The 19,689-nt window shown below is 60.5% G+C and carries 15 protein-coding genes and 3 pseudogenes; 8 read left to right on the forward strand and 10 right to left on the reverse strand.

Annotated features, from left to right (window positions below; all coding sequences use genetic code 11):
• Positions 1-67: 67 nt before the first annotated feature.
• Both thiI and typA read left to right on the forward strand, forming a co-directional pair.
• The gene (thiI, locus tag JN403_RS05645) at positions 68-1,522 is read left to right on the forward strand and encodes a tRNA uracil 4-sulfurtransferase ThiI (RefSeq protein ID WP_205486029.1); all 1,455 of its coding nucleotides are present in this window, start codon (positions 68-70) and stop codon (positions 1,520-1,522) included.
• A gap of 140 nt (positions 1,523-1,662) precedes the next feature.
• Complete coding sequence (typA, locus tag JN403_RS05650) at positions 1,663-3,483, forward strand: translational GTPase TypA (protein ID WP_122536774.1); 1,821 nt, start codon at positions 1,663-1,665, stop codon at positions 3,481-3,483.
• Between the two features lie 167 nt (positions 3,484-3,650).
• Here the strand turns inward: typA and JN403_RS05655 are convergent, their stop codons facing one another.
• From JN403_RS05655 to JN403_RS05665, 3 genes and pseudogenes are all read right to left on the reverse strand, one after another.
• Entirely contained in the window at positions 3,651-4,106 is a 456-nt protein-coding gene (locus JN403_RS05655; protein WP_074890161.1) for a YkgJ family cysteine cluster protein, read from the reverse strand.
• Between the two features lie 121 nt (positions 4,107-4,227).
• Positions 4,228-5,595 carry a GTPase/DUF3482 domain-containing protein gene (locus tag JN403_RS05660; RefSeq protein ID WP_205487238.1) on the reverse strand — a complete coding sequence of 456 codons (1,368 nt, stop codon included), beginning with the start codon at positions 5,593-5,595 and terminating at the stop codon, positions 4,228-4,230.
• Between the two features lie 10 nt (positions 5,596-5,605).
• Positions 5,606-6,984: pseudogene (locus JN403_RS05665) on the reverse strand (DUF2868 domain-containing protein).
• A 254-nt stretch (positions 6,985-7,238) separates the two neighbouring features.
• Between JN403_RS05665 and JN403_RS05670 the strand changes: the two are divergent.
• Positions 7,239-7,751: a dihydrofolate reductase gene (locus tag JN403_RS05670; RefSeq protein ID WP_205486031.1), complete on the forward strand. Its 513-nt coding sequence runs from the start codon at positions 7,239-7,241 to the stop codon at positions 7,749-7,751.
• Positions 7,752-8,056: 305 nt separating this feature from the next.
• Positions 8,057-9,112: a haloacid dehalogenase-like hydrolase gene (locus JN403_RS05675; protein WP_205486033.1), complete on the forward strand. Its 1,056-nt coding sequence runs from the start codon at positions 8,057-8,059 to the stop codon at positions 9,110-9,112.
• A 44-nt stretch (positions 9,113-9,156) separates the two neighbouring features.
• Here JN403_RS05675 and JN403_RS05680 read toward each other — a convergent pair whose 3' ends face one another.
• Both JN403_RS05680 and JN403_RS05685 read right to left on the reverse strand, forming a co-directional pair.
• Positions 9,157-9,387, reverse strand: coding sequence for an FAD-binding domain-containing protein (locus JN403_RS05680; protein WP_205486035.1), 231 nt, complete (start codon positions 9,385-9,387; stop codon positions 9,157-9,159).
• Positions 9,360-10,424, reverse strand: coding sequence for a deoxyribodipyrimidine photo-lyase (locus tag JN403_RS05685; RefSeq protein ID WP_205486038.1), 1,065 nt, complete (start codon positions 10,422-10,424; stop codon positions 9,360-9,362). The genes JN403_RS05680 and JN403_RS05685 overlap by 28 nt, the downstream gene beginning before the upstream one ends.
• Before the next feature lie 143 nt (positions 10,425-10,567).
• Between JN403_RS05685 and JN403_RS05690 the strand changes: the two are divergent.
• A pseudogene (locus tag JN403_RS05690) lies at positions 10,568-11,031 on the forward strand (DUF3429 domain-containing protein).
• Positions 11,032-11,163: 132 nt separating this feature from the next.
• Here the strand turns inward: JN403_RS05690 and ilvD are convergent.
• Together ilvD and JN403_RS05700 are read right to left on the reverse strand one after the other, a co-directional pair.
• Positions 11,164-13,011 (reverse strand): dihydroxy-acid dehydratase, encoded by a 1,848-nt coding sequence (ilvD, locus tag JN403_RS05695; protein WP_205486040.1) that lies wholly within the window; start codon positions 13,009-13,011, stop codon positions 11,164-11,166.
• A gap of 422 nt (positions 13,012-13,433) precedes the next feature.
• Positions 13,434-14,630 (reverse strand): class I SAM-dependent rRNA methyltransferase, encoded by a 1,197-nt coding sequence (locus JN403_RS05700; RefSeq protein WP_205486042.1) that lies wholly within the window; start codon positions 14,628-14,630, stop codon positions 13,434-13,436.
• Between the two features lie 165 nt (positions 14,631-14,795).
• Here JN403_RS05700 and JN403_RS05705 point away from each other — a divergent pair.
• The 3 genes and pseudogenes from JN403_RS05705 to JN403_RS05715 all read left to right on the forward strand — a co-directional run bounded on the left by JN403_RS05705 (position 14,796) and on the right by JN403_RS05715 (position 17,019).
• A pseudogene (locus JN403_RS05705) lies at positions 14,796-15,661 on the forward strand (HDOD domain-containing protein).
• 38 nt (positions 15,662-15,699) lie between these two features.
• Entirely contained in the window at positions 15,700-16,512 is an 813-nt protein-coding gene (gene mutM, locus JN403_RS05710; RefSeq protein ID WP_205486044.1) for a bifunctional DNA-formamidopyrimidine glycosylase/DNA-(apurinic or apyrimidinic site) lyase, read from the forward strand.
• A gap of 171 nt (positions 16,513-16,683) precedes the next feature.
• Positions 16,684-17,019: a multidrug transporter gene (locus JN403_RS05715; protein WP_205486046.1), complete on the forward strand. Its 336-nt coding sequence runs from the start codon at positions 16,684-16,686 to the stop codon at positions 17,017-17,019.
• On the opposite strand, the gene ggt is transcribed toward JN403_RS05715, so the two are convergent.
• The 3 genes from ggt to coaD all read right to left on the reverse strand — a co-directional run bounded on the left by ggt (position 17,001) and on the right by coaD (position 19,657).
• Entirely contained in the window at positions 17,001-18,737 is a 1,737-nt protein-coding gene (ggt, locus tag JN403_RS05720; protein ID WP_240356937.1) for a gamma-glutamyltransferase, read from the reverse strand. The genes JN403_RS05715 and ggt overlap by 19 nt on opposite strands.
• Before the next feature lie 89 nt (positions 18,738-18,826).
• Positions 18,827-19,078, reverse strand: coding sequence for a YfhL family 4Fe-4S dicluster ferredoxin (locus JN403_RS05725; protein ID WP_065991092.1), 252 nt, complete (start codon positions 19,076-19,078; stop codon positions 18,827-18,829).
• A gap of 99 nt (positions 19,079-19,177) precedes the next feature.
• Positions 19,178-19,657 (reverse strand): pantetheine-phosphate adenylyltransferase, encoded by a 480-nt coding sequence (coaD, locus tag JN403_RS05730; RefSeq protein WP_065991094.1) that lies wholly within the window; start codon positions 19,655-19,657, stop codon positions 19,178-19,180.
• Between the last annotated feature and the right edge of the window lie 32 nt (positions 19,658-19,689).

The following is a 19,689-nucleotide window of genomic DNA, read 5'->3' on the forward strand; positions in this document are numbered from 1 at the left end:
AAACCTTGAGCAATTTCCGCTATAATCCGCGCCCCCTTTTTCGACCGGGACCTAGCGCGCTGTTTTCATGAAATTAATCGTCAAAGTCTTCCCAGAAATCACTATCAAAAGCCGGCCTGTGCGAAAGCGCTTCATCAAACAGCTGGCCAAGAACATCCGTACGGTGCTCCGCGACCTGGACCCGGCGTTGGTGGTGGATGGCGTGTGGGACAACCTTGAGGTCGAAACCAGGGTCGAGGATGCCAAAGTCCTGCGCGAAATGACCGAGCGGCTCAGCTGCATGCCCGGCATCACGCACTTTCTGCAGGTGGACCAGTATCCGCTGGGCGACATGGACGACATCTATGAGAAGTGCAAACTGCACTTCGGCGACGCGCTCCCCGGCAAGATATTCGGGGTTCGCTGCAAGCGGGCGGGCCATCACGACTTCAGCTCCATGGACGTCGAGAAGTACGTCGGTAGTAAATTGCGCCGTGAGTGCAACGCCGCTGGTATCTCGCTGAAGGCGCCGGAAGTCGAAGTCAGAATCGAGATTCGCGACCAGCGCCTGTTCGTGATTCACAGCCAGCACAACGGCATCGGCGGTTATCCGCTGGGTTCGCTTGAACAGACCCTGATCCTGATGTCCGGTGGTTTTGACTCCACCGTGGCGGCCTACCAGATCATGCGTCGCGGCCTGATGAGCCATTTCTGCTTCTTCAATCTGGGCGGACGTGCCCACGAGCTGGGCGTGATGGAAGTCGCGCACTTCATCTGGAAGAAGTACGGCAGTTCCCAGCGGGTGCTGTTCGTCAGCGTACCGTTCGAGGAAGTTCTGGGAGAAATTCTCGGAAAAGTCGATAACAGTCATATGGGCGTAGTATTGAAGCGTATGATGTTGCGCGCTGCGACCAACATTGCCGACCGGCTGGAAATCGACGCGCTGGTCACCGGCGAGGCGATTTCCCAGGTGTCCAGCCAGACGCTGCCCAACCTGTCGGTCATCGATTGCGTGACGGAGAAGCTGGTCCTGCGACCGCTGATCGCCAGTCACAAGCAGGACATCATCGACCTGGCCGATCAGATCGGCACCGGCGATTTTGCCCGGCACATGCCCGAATACTGCGGTGTGATTTCGGTGAACCCGAAGACCGCCGCCAAGCGCAATCGGGTCGAGCACGAAGAAAAATCGTTCGACATGGCCGTGCTCGAGCGTGCGCTCGAAAACGCTCGTCTGGTACCCATCGACCGCGTGATCGAGGAGTTGGGTCAGGACGTTCAGATTGAAGAAGTCAGTCAGGCGCTGGCCGGGCAAGTGGTCATCGACATCCGTCACCCGGATGAAGCAGAAGACCGCCCGCTGGCGCTGACTGGCGTTGAAGTACAAACGCTGCCGTTCTTTGCATTGAACAGCCGTTTCAAGGAACTGGATGACACGCGCCAGTACCTGCTCTATTGCGACAAAGGCGTCATGAGTCGCCTGCATGCTCATCATCTGCTCAGTGAGGGGCATGCCAATGTGCGCGTTTATCGACCGAGCTAAGTGCCCGGGGCTGTTTGCCTGTGGCTTGCGTCACCGGCCCCCCGACACCAGTCGTCAGCCGTAACGGCTTTCGCCGGCTCTACCGTTCATAGCTGCCTACAATCAGACAGCTGACCGAATCCTCTGATCGAGATACACAAGTGATCGAAAATCTACGCAACATCGCCATCATTGCTCACGTTGACCACGGTAAAACTACCCTCGTCGACAAGCTTCTGCGCCAGTCCGGCACCCTTGAGCGCAACGAGCTCAACGACGAACGCGTGATGGACTCCAACGACCAGGAAAAAGAGCGCGGTATTACCATTCTCGCGAAGAACACCGCGATCAACTGGAATGGCTACCACATCAACATCGTTGACACCCCGGGCCACGCCGACTTCGGTGGTGAAGTAGAGCGCGTGATGTCGATGGTTGACTCCGTTCTGCTGCTGGTCGACGCCCAAGACGGCCCTATGCCGCAAACCCGTTTCGTGACCAAGAAGGCTTTCGAAGCCGGCCTGCGTCCGATCGTGTGCATCAACAAGGTTGACCGTCCAGGCGCGCGTCCGGACTGGGTTCTGGACCAGATCTTCGACCTGTTCGACAACCTCGGTGCCACCGAAGAACAGCTGGACTTCAAAGTCGTCTACGCCTCGGCCCTGAACGGTATTGCCGGTCTGGATCACACCGACATGGCTGAAGACATGACCCCGCTGTACCAGTCGATCGTCGACAACGTCCCTGCGCCAAAGGTTGACCGTGACGGTCCGTTCCAGATGCAGATCTCGGCTCTGGACTACAACAGCTTCCTGGGCGTCATCGGTGTTGGCCGTATCGCTCGTGGCCGCGTCAAGCCGAACACTCCGGTTGTCGCGATCGGTGCTGACGGCAAGCGCCGCAACGGCCGTATCCTGAAGCTGATGGGTCACCACGGTCTGCACCGCATCGACGTAGAAGAAGCCGCCGCTGGCGACATCGTCTGCATCAGCGGTATGGATTCGCTGTTCATCTCCGACACGCTGTGCCACCCGGACGCAGTTGAAGCGATGAAGCCGCTGACCGTTGACGAGCCAACCGTTTCGATGACCTTCCAGGTCAACGATTCGCCGTTCTGCGGTAAAGAAGGCAAGTTCGTGACCTCCCGTAACATCAAGGAGCGTCTGGACAAAGAGCTGCTGTACAACGTTGCTCTGCGCGTTGAAGAAGGCGACTCGGCTGACAAGTTCAAGGTCTCGGGCCGTGGTGAGCTGCACTTGTCGGTACTGATCGAAACCATGCGTCGCGAAGGCTTCGAAATGGGTGTCGGTCGTCCTGAAGTGATCATCCGTCAGGTAGACGGCGTGAAGCAGGAACCGTTTGAAAACGTGACCATTGATACCCCGGAAGAATCCCAGGGCAAGGTCATGGAAGAGATGGGTCTGCGTAAAGGCGACCTGACCAACATGGTGCCGGATGGCAAAGGCCGTGTGCGTCTGGAATACAACATCCCTGCTCGTGGCCTGATTGGTTTCCGTAACCAGTTCCTGACCCTGACCAACGGTGCTGGCATCCTGACCTCGATCTTCGACCGCTACGACACCATGAAGTCCGGCGACATGTCCGGCCGTCAGAACGGCGTTCTGGTATCGGTTGAAACCGGTAAGGCACTGACCTACTCCCTGGAAACCCTGCAGGCGCGCGGCAAGCTGTTCGTCGAGCACGGTCAGGAGATCTACAACGGTCAGATCGTTGGCTTGAACAGCCGCGACAACGACATGGGTGTGAACCCAACCAAAGGCAAGAAGCTCGACAACATGCGTGCTTCGGGCAAAGACGAAACCATCGCTCTGGTTCCACCTGTTCGCTTCACTCTGGAACAGGCTCTGGAATTCATCCAGGACGACGAGCTGTGCGAAGTCACCCCTAAGTCGATCCGTCTTCGCAAGAAGATCCTCGACGAAGGCGAGCGTACCCGTGCTGCCAAGAAAGCCAAGGCGTAACTAGCCCCGGCTGAACGAAAACGCCCCCGGTCGAAAGGCCGGGGGCGTTTTTGTTTGTCTAGGGTTTGGGATAGTCGATGTCGATGCTGTGAGGGCGATGTCGCTCAATCCGGCCTCTTCCCGGCTAAAGCCGGTCCCACTAAAGTCTGCGCGCCTTTATAGACGGCTTAGAACTTCAATGGCACCCGGCCGGAGTTCGAGTTCAGCGTGCCGGTGCTTTCGCGCACGACTTCTTTCGGCTTGTACGCGCAATAACCTGGACGCGGGCCGATCTTCGGGTGGTTGCGGCAGGTGTCGGGGCGTTTGTCATAGATGGTGCACAGCCGGCTCTTGCGATCCAGGTACAGGCAGTCGTTGTTGCTCATGCGCTGGAGGGTAAAGATCCCGGATTTCTGATTGAAGCGTTCGACGATCCCGTCCTTCTGCAACCGCTTGGCGATGTTCTTCGGGTTATCGCCCTGTTCGAACTCGTCGACGATGCCGATGCGGATCAGGTCCTTGATCTTCACTTCCACAGGCAGCGTGCAGCAACTGGAAACGCAGCCTCCGCACATGTAGCTGGAATATTTCTGCCAGGTCTCGATGCGGTCGAGTTCTGCAGCGGCGATCAAGGTGGGTTTCATGCGCGTGTGCTTCCGGGTGTATCGGGCGCGCGATCATACCGGTCCGCGCGCAATTCCCCTATCGCAAAATGATTGAAGCGACTGTCGGCTGCTGATCGGTAGATCATCGCCGCTGCCCATTTCAGACCAGCACTGTCTTGGCCAATGCCTCGACCTGCTCCTGCCGCTCCGTCTGGTTCAGCTTTGCCCCTGGATTCAGCGACGACCATTGCGGATGCGCCCGCGCCTTGTGCAGCGCCTCCGGCAGCTTGCCTTCGCGCCAGGTCTTGTCCAGCGGGGCAGTCAGTTTGATGCTGTCCATCGCGGCATGGCCGCGCACTTCCAGCGCTTGCAACAGTTGCCGTTGGCGCAGCGCCAGCAGTCGCAGCACGGCGTCGTCAACAGTCAGTTCGCGCTGACCCTTGAATTTGTCCATCAGCCGCCCACCGTAACTTCGCGCTGTTTGCAGGGCGCCGCCGGCAATCGCGCCGACCAGTGCCGCAGCGCCCAGCGTGATGCCGCCGACCAGTAAATCCACGCCAGCACCTGCCGCCGCGCCCGCAGCGATACCGCCACCCACACGTACGCCCAGCAATTTCAGGGTTTCGGGATTGAACAGATCATCGCCCCAGCGGCCATCCATCAAGGGTAAATCGCTGGCCGAGGCGTCTTCGCGACGAAAGGCGTAGAGCTTGAGCAGCGACTCGACGCAGCGTTGTTCGCGCTGGCGCACGGCCTTGCGCAGGTCATCGATCGCCGCCTGGACCTGACCGGAATCGGTGGCCACACTTCGGCGGCAGGCTGCGCAGTCCAGCAACAGTTCGGAGATCAGCCTGGCTGCGCTCTGCTTGCGGGCTTCACGCTGGGCCTGTTGGTCTGCGATGAGACGCTCCAGCCTGCCCCGTGAGGTTTCCAGCAACAGGGCGAGGCTTTCATACAGGCGGCGTTCGCCATCTTCGGGCGGGGCGACGCTGTCGAAACGCACCAGCGCATGCAGGCCAAGACGCGCCAGCGCTTCACGCCAGTCCGGTTCGCGCTGCTGCGCACTGCTGACAAAATTGAGCACGGGCAGCAAGGGTTTGCCGCAACTGGCGAGCACGGCAAGCTCGTCGCGGTACTTGGCAAGCACCGGCTCCCGTGCGTCGATCACGTACAGGCCGGCGTCGGAGGCGAGTAACTGACGAAGGACTTTGGCCTCTTGTTCGAAACGCTGGCGCGCCTCGCTGCCCTCCAGAAAGCGCCCGAGCCGCGCCGGGCCATCGAGCCGTTCGCCGGGTCGGTCCAGCCGCTCGAGGTAATCCAGCAGGGCGATGGCGTCTTCCAGGCCGGGCGTGTCGTACAGCTCCAGCAGCGCCTCGCCATCCACCGACAACCGCGCGCCTTCGACGTGCCGGGTGGTGCTCGGGCGGTGGGAGACTTCGCCGAAACCGACATCGCGGGTGAGCGTGCGCAACAGCGAGGTTTTGCCGACGTTGGTGTGGCCAACCACGGCCAGTTTCAGCGGCCGCATTGCGTCCTTATCAGTCATGCCCGCTCTCCAGCCAGGTCATCGGCGCACTGTCTGTCCAGTGCAGTTCAAGCTGCTGCAGCGCCATGTGCCAATCCTCCAATCGGTCGGCATCCAGCGCCTGTCCGGTGGGGGCGGCCAACAGCCAGATGCGCGTCGCGGTCGCGCAGCGCGCGAGTTCGGCAATCAACGACAGGCTGCCGCGATCCGGCGAGCGACGTGGGTCGCAGGCGATGGCAAGGCGTGCGGGGGATAGCGTGTTAGTTGGTCCAGCAGCGTACGCCGTGACTCCCGGGAGTCGAGAATCCCGGCATTGACCACGCTGTCAGGAAGCGCGGGCGGCCATGGCTGCTGATTGTCCAGCTCGATGGCGACCAGCACTGCGCCCTGGCTTTCGTTCGCCGACGGACCGGAGGTTACCGCGTGAAGCTCGGGAGGCGCTGCATCGTTTATGCCCAGCCGTTCGCTGCTGGGCATCAAACGCTCGCGCAGTTCGACGAAGCCGGGGTGATTCAGATCCAGCGCCAACCCTTGTCGACCCACGCGCCAACGCAGGTAACACAGCATCGTCAGCAGCAGACGCGGCACAATACCGAACACCACCAGCACGCCGACCAGCCATCCGGCCCAGGCCTGACGGGCGTTTTCGATGGCGAGCGCAGTGTCGCCGCTGGCGCGGATCATTGATTCAGTCGGGACGCTGAAGCCCAGCAACGACGGAATCGCCCCCAGGCCTCGGGTCAGGCTGACAAAGGTGTCACTGCCCAGAATGGTCGTTTCCCAGACGAAGCCGTAGCGCCGCGTCGCCATGAGCAACAGCAGCAGGGTCAGTGCGCTAAGCAGGGCGATCAGCCACAGGCCGTTGACGCAGATGCCCAGCACCCATCGGTTCAGACGCTTGCGTTGCAGCAGCAATATCAACGCCGGCGCGAGCTGCGCTGCCTGGGCATCCCGCGCCAGTTTCTCGCTCAGCCACAGCCAGAGTCGACCAAGGCCGGCAGTATTTTCCCCGACAACGAGCACGCCGATGGCCCAACTTGTCAGCAGAACCAGGTTAAGCCCGAGCAGGCTGCCCAGCGCCCAGAACACATTGACGGGCGTCCGTCCGTCGCCCAATGCCGCGAAAGCCAGGCCGGCGCCGCTGACCACCGCGAACACCGCCAGCACGATCAACGCCAGGCGCGCGCCCTGTTTCCAGTGATGCAGCGCCTTGAGCATGCCGTCGCGCTCGGCAAGCCACAGGGCGCGGTGTTTAATCCGGGTTTGCAAGTCGCCCGCAGCGGCGCGTGCGCGGCGATTGGCTTCTTCGTCTTCGAGCGCGCCGGCGTGTTCTTCACGCAGCCGCACGGCTTCGGTCAGCCAGAGTTCATCTAGGGGAGTCAGTGCAGTCACGCGGCGTCTCGTCGGTAAAGTCGTGGGTGAGCATAACCGGTGTGGCTGCGATCGCGCATTGCCAAGGGTTCGCGTTGTTTGGACAACCGCCATCGCGAGCAAGCTCACTCCTACAGGTTCGTCGTTCGCAATTTTCCGCCATCTGCGGCCATTGTAGGAGTGAGCTTGCTCGCGATAGGGGCCTTCCGGGCGATGGTCATTCGGCTCGCACTCCGGGGAAGGAATCAGGGGGCGGCCTCTGATATCCTCGCGTCATGAAAAAACATCTCCCCCTGAGCATGATTGCCGCACTCGCTGAAAACCGGGTCATCGGCATCGACAATTCAATGCCCTGGCACCTGCCGGGCGATTTCAAATACTTCAAAGCGACCACGCTGGGCAAGCCGATCATCATGGGTCGCAAGACCTGGGATTCTCTGGGCCGTCCGCTGCCGGGCCGGTTGAATCTGGTGGTCACGCGTCAGCAGAATTTGCAGCTTGAAGGCGCGGAAGTGTTCACCTCTCTGGAGGCGGCAGTGGAACGCGCCGAAGAGTGGGCGGCCGAGCAGGGCGTCAGTGAAGTGATGCTGATCGGCGGCGCGCAGCTTTACGGCCAGGCGCTCGAGCATGCTGACCGCCTATACCTTACCCGCGTGGCGCTGAGCCCCGAAGGAGACGCGTGGTTTCCGGAATTCGATCTGGCGCAGTGGACACTGGTTTCCGACACGCCAAACCCGGCGCTGGACGACAAGCCTGCGTACCGTTTCGAGGTTTGGGAGCGGGCCTGATATCGCTCTCGCGAGCAAGCTCACTCCTACAGGGGAATGCGACCAACTGTGGGAGTGAGATTGCTCACGAAGATGGCATTTCAGCCGGTGAAGATTTAGGGGATGTGCCGGCCTATTCGCGAGCAAGCTCGCTCCCACAAGTTTAAGCAGCTCAAGCGTTGTCACAAAAACGTCGTTTTCATGTCATCTGTCGCGAATGGCGATCTGGGTGACGCCAGCAAGACGGACGCTGTCGCTGACGCATCGAAACAGTCATGGCTTTTTGTTACGGTCCTCCTCGAACCAAAAAATGGGAGGGGATCACCATGAAATTCGTACCAAAATTATTGGCCACCGCGCTGTGCCTGGGCCTGGTCGGACAGGCACTCGCCACCGAGCTGACCCACTGGCCTGCGCCTGCCGCCAAGCAGCTCAACGCCATGATTGCGGCGAACGCCAACAAAGGTAATTTCGCCGTTTTCGACATGGACAACACCAGCTACCGCTACGACCTGGAGGAGTCACTGCTGCCGTTCATGGAAAACAAAGGGCTGATCACCCGCGACACACTCGATCCTTCCCTCAAGCTCATCCCGTTCAAGGACACCGCCGACCACAAGGAAAGCCTGTTCAGTTACTACTACCGACTCTGCGAAATCGAAGACATGGTCTGCTATCCGTGGGTTGCGCAAGTGTTTTCCGGCTTCACCCTCAAAGAACTTAAAGGCTACGTCGACGAACTGATGGCCTCGGGCAAACCCGTGCCGAGCACGTATTACGAAGGCGATGTAGTCAAGACCATCGAAGTGCAGCCGCCCAAGGTCTTCACCGGCCAGGCCGAGCTGTACAACAAGCTGATGGAGAACGGCATCGAGGTCTATGTCATGACGGCGGCATCAGAAGAGCTGGTCCGCATGGTCGCCGCTGATCCTAAATACGGCTACAACGTGAAGCCGCAGAACGTCATTGGCGTGACCACGCTGCTGAAGAACCGCGAGACAGGCGAACTGACCACCGCGCGCAAGCAGATCACCGCCGGCAAATACGACGAGAAAGCCAACCTCGGCCTTGAGCTGACGCCTTACCTGTGGACCCCGGCGACCTGGATGGCCGGCAAGCAGGCGGCAATTCTGACCTACATCGATCAGTGGAAAAAACCGGTATTGGTGGGCGGCGATACGCCCACCAGCGACGGATACATGCTGTTCCACAGCGTCGACGTCAGCAAAGGCGGCGTTCATCTGTGGGTTAATCGCAAGGACAAGTACATGACCCAGCTCAACGGCATGATGAAGACCAACGCCGAGGCTCAGGCCAAAGAGGGCTTGCCGGTCACGGCGGACAAGAACTGGGTGATCGTCAAGCCGGACGAGATTCAGTAAGCCGTCTCATCGCGCGGCGCGGCGATTTGCCGTGCCGCGCACTGTCAGGCCCATAGCCTGCGGTATGCGCCGTCGGCATCATGTTCGTCGGCCTGCTTCGTGGTGTTGAAGCGCCGACCGCCCCTGGGGTCCGTTCCGTAGCCGGCGATGTACAGCCAATTGCCCTGATTGCTGTAGACGTCGTAATCCACCAGCTGCGCTTCGAACCATGCGGCCCCAGCGCGCCAATCGCCCTTGAGGTCGAAGATCAGGTAACTGGCGACGATCTGGCGCATTCGGTTGGACAGATAGCCCGTCGCCGCCAATTCCGCATACCCGCGTCAATCAACGCCTCTCCGGTTTCACCCCGACACCAGCGCGCAAACCCCTGTGGGTTGTGGCCCGGCTCACTGCCACCTTTCAGGCCGCTGGCGCGGTACAACAGGCGGCCGTATTTGAGGTGCAGCAAACGAAAGTAATCACGCCACAGCAACTCGAAATAAATCCAGTACGTGCTGTCGTTGGCGCCGTGCTCGGCTTCGAAAGCCTTCAGCGCCTGATCGATCTGCGGTGCTGACAGCGAACCGCGTGCAAGCCAGGGCGAAAACTTGGTGGAGTCGTTCACAGCGCTCAGGTTGTTGCGCGTGGCTTTGTAGCTGTTCGCCAGACCCCGACGGAAATACTGCTGCAGATGCTCGATGGCCGCATGCTCGCCGCCGTGGAACGCTTGCTGTTGGTAAGGAAATGCCGAGCGGGAGTCCAGAGGCGCAGGCGATTGCAGCGTGATCGGTTCAATGCTCATGCCTTGCGGCAGCGCAGGAATTGTCGTGGGCGACGGTATGGCGGGGCGTGCAGAAGTGTGGGCTTTTTCCACAAGGCGCCGAAAGCTGCTGAAGATGTCGGGCAGCTCCTCGACCGCCATCGGTAACTCATCCAGCGGAAACAGTGTCGACTGCCAGTGATCTTCCACAGTTAGTCCCGCTGCGCGAAGGGCCTGCACCTGTGCTTCCTCTTCCGGCGCTGCGATGCGTTCGCAGATGATCGTATCGATGCCCAGGTCGTGGGCCAGGGCGACAAGCCGTTCAACCGGATCACCCTCGATCTGCATCAACCCACTGCCGTGAGCCCGCAATTGCTCGGCCAGTGCGCTGACCGCTGATTGTTCGAAATACTGACGGTGGGCGCTGATGCGTTCAAAGCCCCATGGCGTTGGGCCCGCCGCCGGTGTGCAGTAAACCGGCAGCAGCGTCTCGGCCCGTTCACACGCGCGAGTAAAGGCAGGGTTGTCGGCAAGTCGCAGGTCCTGACGGAACCAATAGATCAACGTATTCATATGAAGGTCTCAGCGACTAGGGTTCAAGGACTTGATCAGTGGGTTTCAGGACGCGGTCCTTTTTCCGGTCGAGCGAAGAGAAGCTAAACAGGTTTGCTCTTTTGAGCGATAGTCTTTCAAGTAAATGACTGGAAGGGGCTCAAATGAAAGCGTTGTCGCTGTCTTCGTCGCCAAAGTATGTCGCCCTGCTGGGTTATGGGGGTTGCTGCCGTTCGTTGGGCTGCTGTTGCTGATCCTGTTTTCAGTCGAATACCGCCCGTTCTTGACGCAAGCGCTGGTCGCTTACGGGGCGGTGATCCTTAGTTTTGTGGGCGCGCTGCATTGGGGATTCGCCATGACCCTGCAAGGCTTGAATCCCGATCAGTGTCGCGAGCGGTTCATCTGGAGTGTCATCCCGGCACTGATCGCCTGGCCCGCGCTGTTATTGCCGGCACCATTGGGGCTGTTGCTGCTGATTTTCGGTTTCGTTGCGCACTACTGGCAGGACCGGCGTCTGGTGAAAGCCACAACACTGCCCGCCTGGTATCTGCCGATGCGTCTGCGTTTAACGTTGGTCGCCAGTCTTTGCCTGCTGTTGGGCGCGATCACTGTAGCGATTGGCGCCTGAAACCTCCGGTGTCCGGATCTGTTGGAGGCTAAATTGATGGTTCGGCTGGATGTCCGAGCCTTAGCTCCTCTAATCGGCTGGCAGACAAAAAACACCCCGACATGCGGGGTGTTTTTTTATGCGCAGTGATGCTTACGGCATGAGCTTGTCGAGCATCGCCTTGTCACGCACAGCACCTTTGTCGGCGCTGGTGGCCAGCAAGGCGTAGGCCTTGAGGGCGGTGGTCACTTTGCGAGGGCGTGACTCAACCGGTTTCCAGCCTTTCTTTTCCTGCTCGGCGCGACGTTCGGCCATTTCAGCGTCGTCGATCAACAGATTGATCGAACGATTCGGAATGTCGATCAGCACCTTGTCGCCGTCACGGACCAGACCGATTGCGCCGCCCGCTGCGGCTTCAGGGGAAGCGTGGCCAATGGACAGGCCAGAGGTCCCGCCCGAGAAACGCCCGTCGGTCAGCAGCGCGCAGTCTTTGCCCAAGCCTTTGGACTTCAGATACGAGGTCGGGTAGAGCATTTCCTGCATGCCCGGGCCGCCTTTCGGGCCTTCGTAACGGATGATCACGATGTCGCCGGCCTTCACCTCGTCCGCCAGAATGCCGCGTACCGCGCTGTCCTGACTTTCGAATATCTTGGCGTTGCCTTCGAACACGTGGATCGACTCGTCCACGCCGGCGGTTTTCACCACGCAGCCGTCGAGCGCGATGTTGCCGTACAGCACGGCCAGGCCGCCTTCTTGCGAGTAAGCGTGCTCGACGCTACGAATGCAGCCGTTCTTGCGGTCGTCGTCCAGTGTTTCCCAACGGGTCGACTGGCTGAAGGCCGTCTGGGTCGGAATACCGGCAGGGCCCGCTTTGAAGAAGTGATGCACCGCTTCATCGTCAGTCTGGGTGATGTCCCACTTGGCGATGGCTTCTTCCATGGATTTGCTGTGCACGGTCGGCAAGTCGGTGTGCAGCAGGCCGCCACGGGCCAGCGAGCCGAGGATGCTGAAGATGCCGCCGGCGCGGTGAACGTCTTCCATGTGGTACTTCTGGATGTTCGGCGCAACCTTGCACAGCTGCGGCACGCGGCGCGACAGGCGATCGATGTCGCGCAGGTCGAACGGAATCTCGGCTTCCTGGGCAGCGGCCAGCAAATGCAGGATGGTATTGGTCGAACCGCCCATCGCGATGTCGAGGGTCATCGCGTTCTCGAACGCCTTGAAGTTGGCGATATTGCGCGGCAGCACCGAGTCGTCGTTGTCTTTGTAATAGGTTTTGCACAGGTCGACGATAGTGCGGCCGGCCTGCAGGAACAGCTGTTCGCGGTCGGAGTGGGTCGCCAGCGTCGAGCCGTTGCCCGGCAGCGCAAGGCCCAGTGCTTCGGTCAGGCAGTTCATCGAGTTGGCGGTGAACATCCCGGAGCACGAACCGCAGGTCGGGCAGGCGCTGCGCTCGTACTCGGCGACTTTCTCGTCGGACGCGGTGGAGTCGGCAGCGATGACCATGGCGTCGACCAGGTCCAGGCCGTGGCTGGCGAGCTTGGTCTTGCCGGCTTCCATCGGACCGCCGGAGACGAAGACCACCGGGATGTTCAGGCGCAACGCAGCCATCAGCATGCCGGGGGTGATCTTGTCGCAGTTGGAGATACAGACGATGGCGTCGGCGCAGTGGGCGTTGACCATGTACTCGACCGAGTCGGCGATGATCTCGCGACTTGGCAGCGAATACAGCATGCCGTCGTGGCCCATGGCGATGCCGTCATCTACCGCGATGGTGTTGAATTCCTTGGCGACGCCGCCTGCTTTTTCGATCTCGCGCGCCACCAGTTGGCCCATGTCCTTCAAATGGACATGGCCCGGAACGAACTGGGTGAACGAGTTGGCGATGGCGATGATTGGTTTCTTGAAATCGTCGTCCTTCATGCCCGTGGCACGCCACAAGGCGCGGGCGCCGGCCATATTGCGACCGTGGGTAGACGTTTTCGAACGGTAATCAGGCATTGGAACACTCCGGCTAATCGGCTGAATAAGGAAGGGAGTGAGCTTCTAGTGACGTCGTGTGCAAAAGGCAGTGACCGGATGCAGCGAAGAAACCGAACGATACGGGATCACCGTACGCCCAGCCTGAGCTCATAAACCCGCCGGGGGATGACTGGCGATGAATAGCGCTGATTCTACACCTGTGAGGGCGGGAGGGAATGGCGGGAAGTGCTGCTGCGGACTCATCGGTCTGATAACACAAATGTATCTGCAGACAAACGCAACCGTGGGAGTGAGCTTGCTCACAAAGGTGGCGGTACATCCGCTAAAGCTTCAGCGGGTGCAACGCCGTCTTCGTGAGCCAGCTCACTCCCACAGGGATCAATCGCCTGCAGATCCGCGCGGGCTCTGCAGAAATGGGCGATCTTGTTACGCCACAGCCATCAACTGTTCGGCAGCAACCGGCAGGTGATGCTTTTGATGTAGCGCGTTTCGGGGATTGCAGGGTGAACCGGGTGGTCCGGGCCCTGGCCGCCGCGCTCGAGCAGCTGGATGTTGCGGTCCAGATGGCGGGCGCTGGTGAGGAGGATGTTTTGCAGGTCGTCCTCCGGCAGGTGCATCGAGCAGGAAGCGCTGACCAGAATGCCGTCCTTGCTGAGCAGGCGCATGGCTTGCTCGTTCAGGCGGCGGTAGGCGCCTTCACCGTTTTTCATGTCCTTCTTGCGTTTGATGAACGCCGGCGGGTCAGCGATGATCACGTCGAAACGCTCTTCAGCCGCTTTCAGCTCCTTCAGCGCCTCAAACACGTCGCCTTCGATGCAGGTGACCTTCTCCGCGAAGCCATTGAGTGCCGCGTTACGCTCAACGCCGTCCAGCGCAAAGGCCGACGCGTCTACGCAGAACACTTCGCTGGCGCCGAACGCACCGGCCTGGATGCCCCAGCCGCCGATGTAACTGAACAGGTCCAGCACACGCTTGCCCTTGGCGTACGGCGCCAGGCGCGCGCGGTTCATGCGGTGGTCATAGAACCAGCCGGTCTTCTGGCCTTCCATCACCGGCGCTTCGAACTTCACGCCGTTTTCTTCCAGCGCGACCCACTCCGGCACCAGGCCGAACGCGGTTTCAACGTAGCGGCTCAGCCCTTCGGCGTCGCGCGCGGCGGAGTCGTTCTTCAGCAGAATGCCGCTCGGCTTGATCACTTGAATCAGCGCAGCGAGCACGTCGTCCTTCAGTTGCTCCATGGCCGCTGACGCCAGCTGCACCACCAGGATGTCGCCGAAGCGATCCACCACCAAACCTGGCAACAGGTCTGAGTCGCCGTAGACCAGGCGATAGAACGGCTTGTCGAATAGACGCTCGCGCAGCGACAGGCAGACATTCAGGCGATGAACGAGCAGCGACTTGTCCAGTGGCAACTTGATGTCGCGGGACAGCAGCCGTGCGCAGATCAGGTTCTGCGGGCTCATCGCGACGATACCCAGCGGCTTGCCGCCGGCTGCTTCAAGAACGGCTTGAGCGCCCGGAGCAAAGCCGTTGAGCGGGGTGGCAGCGACGTCGATTTCGTTGCTGTAGACCCACAAATGACCGTTGCGCAAACGGCGATCGGCGTTGGGCTTGAGGCGCAAGCTAGGCAGGGACATGACGTCGCTCCGGAAAAAGAGCGGGAGTATAGCGCGTCAGCCTGCTGGAGGTCGCGCCGTGCTCAATGACCGTCTGGCTGTCCGTCGGACCCGTTGAATCGTCATACAGTTGTAGACCCATGGCCGCGAGGGTTAGAATCGTGGCCTGAACCCGAGTGTGAAGTTATGTCCCAAGAGCTTACGTCCGAGCAGATCCAGCAGGCGTTACAAGGCATCAGCGTTCCGCCCCAGCCGCAAATCATGGTGGATTTGCAGATGGAGCAGTACATGCCCGACCCTGACCTGGGTGCCATCGCCCGGCTGATCGCTCAGGATCCGGGGCTCTCCGGGGCGTTGCTGAAAATCGTCAACTCCAGCCATTACGGCCTGAGCAACAAAATCGCATCGATTCAGCGGGCGGTGAATCTGCTTGGTAGCCGCTCGGTCATCAACCTGATCAACGCGCAATCGATCAAGGGGAGATGAGCGATGAAACCATCGTCGTGCTCAACCGTTTCTGGGATACCGCTCAGGACGTGGCGATGACCAGTCTGACGCTGGCCAAGCGCATCGGCTCGCAAACCGTGGACGAGTCCTACGCGCTGGGTCTGTTTCATGACTGCGGCGTGCCGCTGATGATCAAGCGTTTTCCCGATTACATGAGCGTCCTCGAAGAAGCGTATGCCAACGCCACCGCCGAGTGCCGTGTGGTCGACACCGAGAACAGGCTGCTGAACACCAACCACGCCGTTGTCGGTTATTTCACCGCCAAGTCCTGGCGTTTGCCGGAACATGTCAGCAATGCGATCGCCAATCATCACAATGCGCTGGCGATTTTTCAGGACGACTCGGGTCGCAATGCGCCGTTGAAAAACATGCTCGCTGTGCTGAAAATGGCCGAGCATGTCTGTGAATCTCACCGCGTTCTGGGCAACGAGCCCGTCGATCATGAGTGGAACAGCATTGGTCCGCTGGTGCTCGATTACGTTGGCTTGTCCGACTATGACTTCGAAAACCTCAAAGAAAGCATTCGTGAGCTGAGTGCGCACTGACCCTGCGCGCGTGACCTCATCCTTCATCGAGCGGCCCCATGCCTGAATTACCAGAAGTCGAAACCACTCGCCGGGGCATTGCGCCGCACTTGGTGGGCCAGCGCGTCAGCCGGGTAATCGTGCGTGATCGTCGCTTGCGCTGGCCGATCCCTGAAGACCTCGACGTGCGCCTGTCGGGGCAGAAAATCGTGGCGGTCGAGCGGCGTGCCAAATACCTCCTGATTCAGGCGGAGGTTGGCACCTTGATCAGCCACCTCGGCATGTCGGGCAATCTGCGTCTGGTGGATGCCGGCCTGCCGCCACTCAAGCACGAGCACGTCGACATCGAACTCGAATCCGGTCTGGCCTTGCGCTACACCGACCCTCGGCGTTTCGGCGCCATGCTCTGGAGCCTCGACCCGCTCAACCACGAGCTGCTCGCGCGCCTGGGGCCGGAACCGCTGACCGAGGTGTTCGACGGGCTGCGTCTGTTCGAGCTGTCGCGCGGCAGGGCAATGGCGGTCAAGCCGTTCATCATGGACAACGCAATCGTCGTGGGCGTCGGCAACATCTATGCGACTGAAGCTCTGTTTGCCGCCGGCATTGATCCGCGCCGTGCCGCCGGGAGCGTTTCCAAGGCTCGCTATATAAAGCTGGCGATTGAAATCAAACGCATCCTGGCCGCCGCCATCGAACGGGGCGGTACCACGCTGCGCGATTTCATCGGCGGGGACGGCCAGCCTGGCTACTTCCAGCAGGAACTGTTCGCCTACGGCCGCGGCGAGCAACCATGCAAGTTGTGCGGGACCACGCTGCGAGAAGTGAAGCTGGGTCAGCGGGCCAGCGTTTACTGCCCGAAGTGCCAGAAGTAGTTCCCGACAGCGACGGAGGCCGGGAACACTTACCTCCACCCTATCGCCAGGGTTTATCCGATCCCTCCTACAAGGCGTGTGTCGTCAATGAGACACGCCGCCCCTTGCGTAAGCCCGCGCCCTGTTTATAGTGAACAGCTCCGTCTCTGCCTTAGCCTGAAGGACCATGCCATGAGCTCGTTTCGCATGCTTGCTGCCACGTTGGCCGTGTTCTTCGGCTTGCAATTCACGCCTGCGCTGGCTCAGGACGCGACAGGCAGTGGTGATCCCGTCTACGAAATCGAAAGCCCTCCTGCCTACGCGATGATCGGCGACCTGCTGATTGCGCGGCCGATTCTCATCGTTGCCACCGTCATTGGCGCCGGATTGTTTGTGGTTGCATTGCCGTTTACCGCCACCGGCGGCGGCATTGGCCGTACCGGCAAGGCGCTTGTCGTGGATCCGGGCAAGGCGGCATTTGTCCGCTGCCTCGGTTGCACCGGTGATGGTTACGGCAAGCAGGACTGATCGGCGCAGGCGCGCATCAGCTTCAGCGCGCCATCGGGTTTGAAGATCGTCGACACGCCAATGCCGCGTGGGTCACTGGCCGCTTCAACCCGGGCACTGTTCTTGTGCCACAACAATATTTGCTGATTGCCAAAATCCTTCGCTGTCTCCTTCAGTGCGTAACCGCGCTCGCGCAGGTCGGCCAAGTCCTGCTCCGTGAATGTGCCCGGTTCGTACTCGACCACATCCGGCGTGAACTGGTGGTGATAACGCGGCGTCGATGCCCAGTTGGCAATCGGCTGATCGTCGAGGTACTGCAGCATCGACAGCAGCACCATGCTGGGGATGCGGCTGCCGCCCGGGGTGCCAAAGGCGGCGAGGGACTGCGGGCCTTCGATGAAACTCGGACTCATGCTTGAGATCGGTCGCTTGCCCGGCTCGATGGCATTGGCATGACCGGCTGCTGCTGCCGCCGAGCTGCCCTGGCCCTTGGTGTCGATGGCAAAGTCGTCCATTTCGTCGTTGAGGATGATCCCGGTGCCAGGCACGGTAAACGCCGAGCCAAAGGGCAGATTCAGCGAGAGTGTCGCCGTGACGGCATTGCCTTCGTTGTCCAGTACGGCGAAATGGCTGGTGTTGTCGCCCTCACGCCAGCGCGGGGCGGGTGGCAAGATGTTGTTGGGCGTGGCGCGGTGGGGGTCGATGCTGGTGGTGAGTTGCAGCAAGTAGTCGGGGGAGAGCAGTTGAGCCACCGGGTTGGGCACAAAGTCAGGGTCCCCCAGCAATACGCGATCACGGTAAGCGCGGCGCAGTGCCTCGATCACAAAGTGCGCCCGCTGGATTTTCTCTGACGCCCGCCACGGCAGTTGTTGCAGCATGAACAGGCTTTGCGCCAGTGCAATGCCACCTGCCGAGGGCGGCGGCGCGCTGATCAGCTCCCGTTGATCGGCCAGCTGAAGGCGCAGAGGCGTGCGCGTTATGACTTCGTACTCTTCGAAATCGTGGTAATTCCAGATGCCGCCGGCGCGACGAACGCCACTGACCATCGCCTGCGCCACCAGCCCGCTGTAGAACCCTGCGCGACCATTGTCGGCAAGGTGCTCCAGCGTCTGCGCGAGCTCCGGCTGGGTGATGACGTCACCCAGGTTCGGTACGTCGTTGTTGCGCAGGAACAGGCGCGCGCTCTCCTTGTTATTACGCAACGCGAACAGCCGCCAACTGGCGCGCTCGCGATAAACACTGTCTACCTTAAAACCGCGATACGCGACCCGAATGGCCGGCGCCAGCGAGATCGAAAGCGGCAGTCGGCCGTAGCGTTCAGCCAGTTCGACCAGCGCAGCGGGCAGTCCCGGAATCGCGGCCGCCAGAGGTCCGTTCAGGGACAGGTCCGGCTGGAGGATCCCGTTGCGGTGGAACATCTTGGGTTTGGATTTGAGCGGCGCTTTTTCGCGCGCGTCGAGAAACTGATACTGGACGGGGACACCCGATTGGCGCAGCAGGAAAAACCCGCCGCCGCCGAGGCCCGACCCGTAAGGTTCAACCACGGCAAGCGTGGCGCTGATGGCAATGGCGGCATCGAATGCGTTACCGCCGTCGACCAGGATTTCCTGACCGGCTGCCGTCGCGATGGGATGCGGGCTGGCGATGGCGGCCTGATCAGGATGATCGGGGCTGGCCTGAGCCGAACAAACGCACAGCAGAAACACTGCGCCCGACAAAACAGGTATCCGTTCCAGCATAGAGATCATGCGTATCTCGCTCAATTCAACAGGCGTTATAAGCCAGTGTCTTCGGCGAAAGCACGTATGCCGACAGGATATGCGTTCGGTTATGCCTTGCTGGTGATCAGGTTGTACTTGGCCATGAGCTCGTCCTTGCTCTCCACATGGTTTTCATCCAGCGGGATGCAATCCACGGGGCAGACCTGCTGGCACTGCGGTTCGTCATAGTGGCCGACGCATTCGGTGCACAGGTTGGGATTGATCACGTAGATCTCTTCACCCTGGGAAATGGCTTCGTTCGGGCACTCGGGTTCGCAGACGTCGCAGTTGATGCAATCGTCGGTGATGATCAGGGACATGGATACTCCTGCCACGGTCGACACCGAGGCATATCAAAACGAATGCGGCGAATTGTGCCGCATTAGCGCTCGGTATGCACCTTACCTCGACGCAAGGCCTCAGGCTTTGAAGCGTTCGCTCAGCGCCTGGGCCACGGCGGGGTGTACGAACTTGGTGATATCACCGCCTAATGCGGCGATTTCCCGGACCAGCGTAGATGAAATGAACGAATAGCGTTCGGACGGCGTAAGAAAAAGACTTTCGATGTCCGGGGCCAGTTGCTTGTTCATGTTGGCGAGCTGAAATTCGTACTCGAAATCCGACACCGCGCGCAGGCCGCGCAGCAGGATATTCGCGTTCTGTTCCTGGGCAAAGTGCGCCAGCAGCGTCGAAAATCCTACGACTTCCACGTTGTGCAAGTGTTTGGTCGCTTCGCGGGCGAGCGCGACACGTTGCTCCAGCGGGAACAGGGGGTTTTTCTTGGGGCTGGCGGCAACGGCGATGACCACTTGATCGAACAGGCGCGAGGCGCGCTCGACCAGATCGCCATGACCCTTGGTGATAGGGTCGAAGGTGCCGGGGTACAACACTCGGTTCATCGCGTCGTCCTGGTCGGAGTTCGTTGGGGACT

It is taken from the genome of Pseudomonas sp. 15A4, assembly GCF_016925575.1.
In the GTDB taxonomy this organism is placed as follows: Bacteria; Pseudomonadota; Gammaproteobacteria; order Pseudomonadales; family Pseudomonadaceae; genus Aquipseudomonas.

What these genes read in the sequence shown, in the direction of transcription:
- JN403_RS05680 (WP_205486035.1), bottom strand. Translation starts at nt 9,387, where the DNA reads ATGCGCCAGATCGTCGCCAGTTACCTGATCTTCGACCTCAAGGGCGAT.
- mutM (WP_205486044.1), top strand. Translation starts at nt 15,700, where the DNA reads ATGCCTGAATTACCAGAAGTCGAAACCACTCGCCGGGGCATTGCGCCG.
- JN403_RS05655 (WP_074890161.1), bottom strand. Translation starts at nt 4,106, where the DNA reads ATGAAACCCACCTTGATCGCCGCTGCAGAACTCGACCGCATCGAGACC.
- JN403_RS05670 (WP_205486031.1), top strand. Translation starts at nt 7,239, where the DNA reads ATGAAAAAACATCTCCCCCTGAGCATGATTGCCGCACTCGCTGAAAAC.
- JN403_RS05715 (WP_205486046.1), top strand. Translation starts at nt 16,684, where the DNA reads ATGAGCTCGTTTCGCATGCTTGCTGCCACGTTGGCCGTGTTCTTCGGC.
- JN403_RS05725 (WP_065991092.1), bottom strand. Translation starts at nt 19,078, where the DNA reads ATGTCCCTGATCATCACCGACGATTGCATCAACTGCGACGTCTGCGAA.
- coaD (WP_065991094.1), bottom strand. Translation starts at nt 19,657, where the DNA reads ATGAACCGAGTGTTGTACCCCGGCACCTTCGACCCTATCACCAAGGGT.
- JN403_RS05685 (WP_205486038.1), bottom strand. Translation starts at nt 10,424, where the DNA reads ATGAATACGTTGATCTATTGGTTCCGTCAGGACCTGCGACTTGCCGAC.
- ggt (WP_240356937.1), bottom strand. Translation starts at nt 18,737, where the DNA reads ATGCTGGAACGGATACCTGTTTTGTCGGGCGCAGTGTTTCTGCTGTGC.
- JN403_RS05675 (WP_205486033.1), top strand. Translation starts at nt 8,057, where the DNA reads ATGAAATTCGTACCAAAATTATTGGCCACCGCGCTGTGCCTGGGCCTG.
- ilvD (WP_205486040.1), bottom strand. Translation starts at nt 13,011, where the DNA reads ATGCCTGATTACCGTTCGAAAACGTCTACCCACGGTCGCAATATGGCC.
- JN403_RS05660 (WP_205487238.1), bottom strand. Translation starts at nt 5,595, where the DNA reads ATGCGGCCGCTGAAACTGGCCGTGGTTGGCCACACCAACGTCGGCAAA.
- thiI (WP_205486029.1), top strand. Translation starts at nt 68, where the DNA reads ATGAAATTAATCGTCAAAGTCTTCCCAGAAATCACTATCAAAAGCCGG.
- JN403_RS05700 (WP_205486042.1), bottom strand. Translation starts at nt 14,630, where the DNA reads ATGTCCCTGCCTAGCTTGCGCCTCAAGCCCAACGCCGATCGCCGTTTG.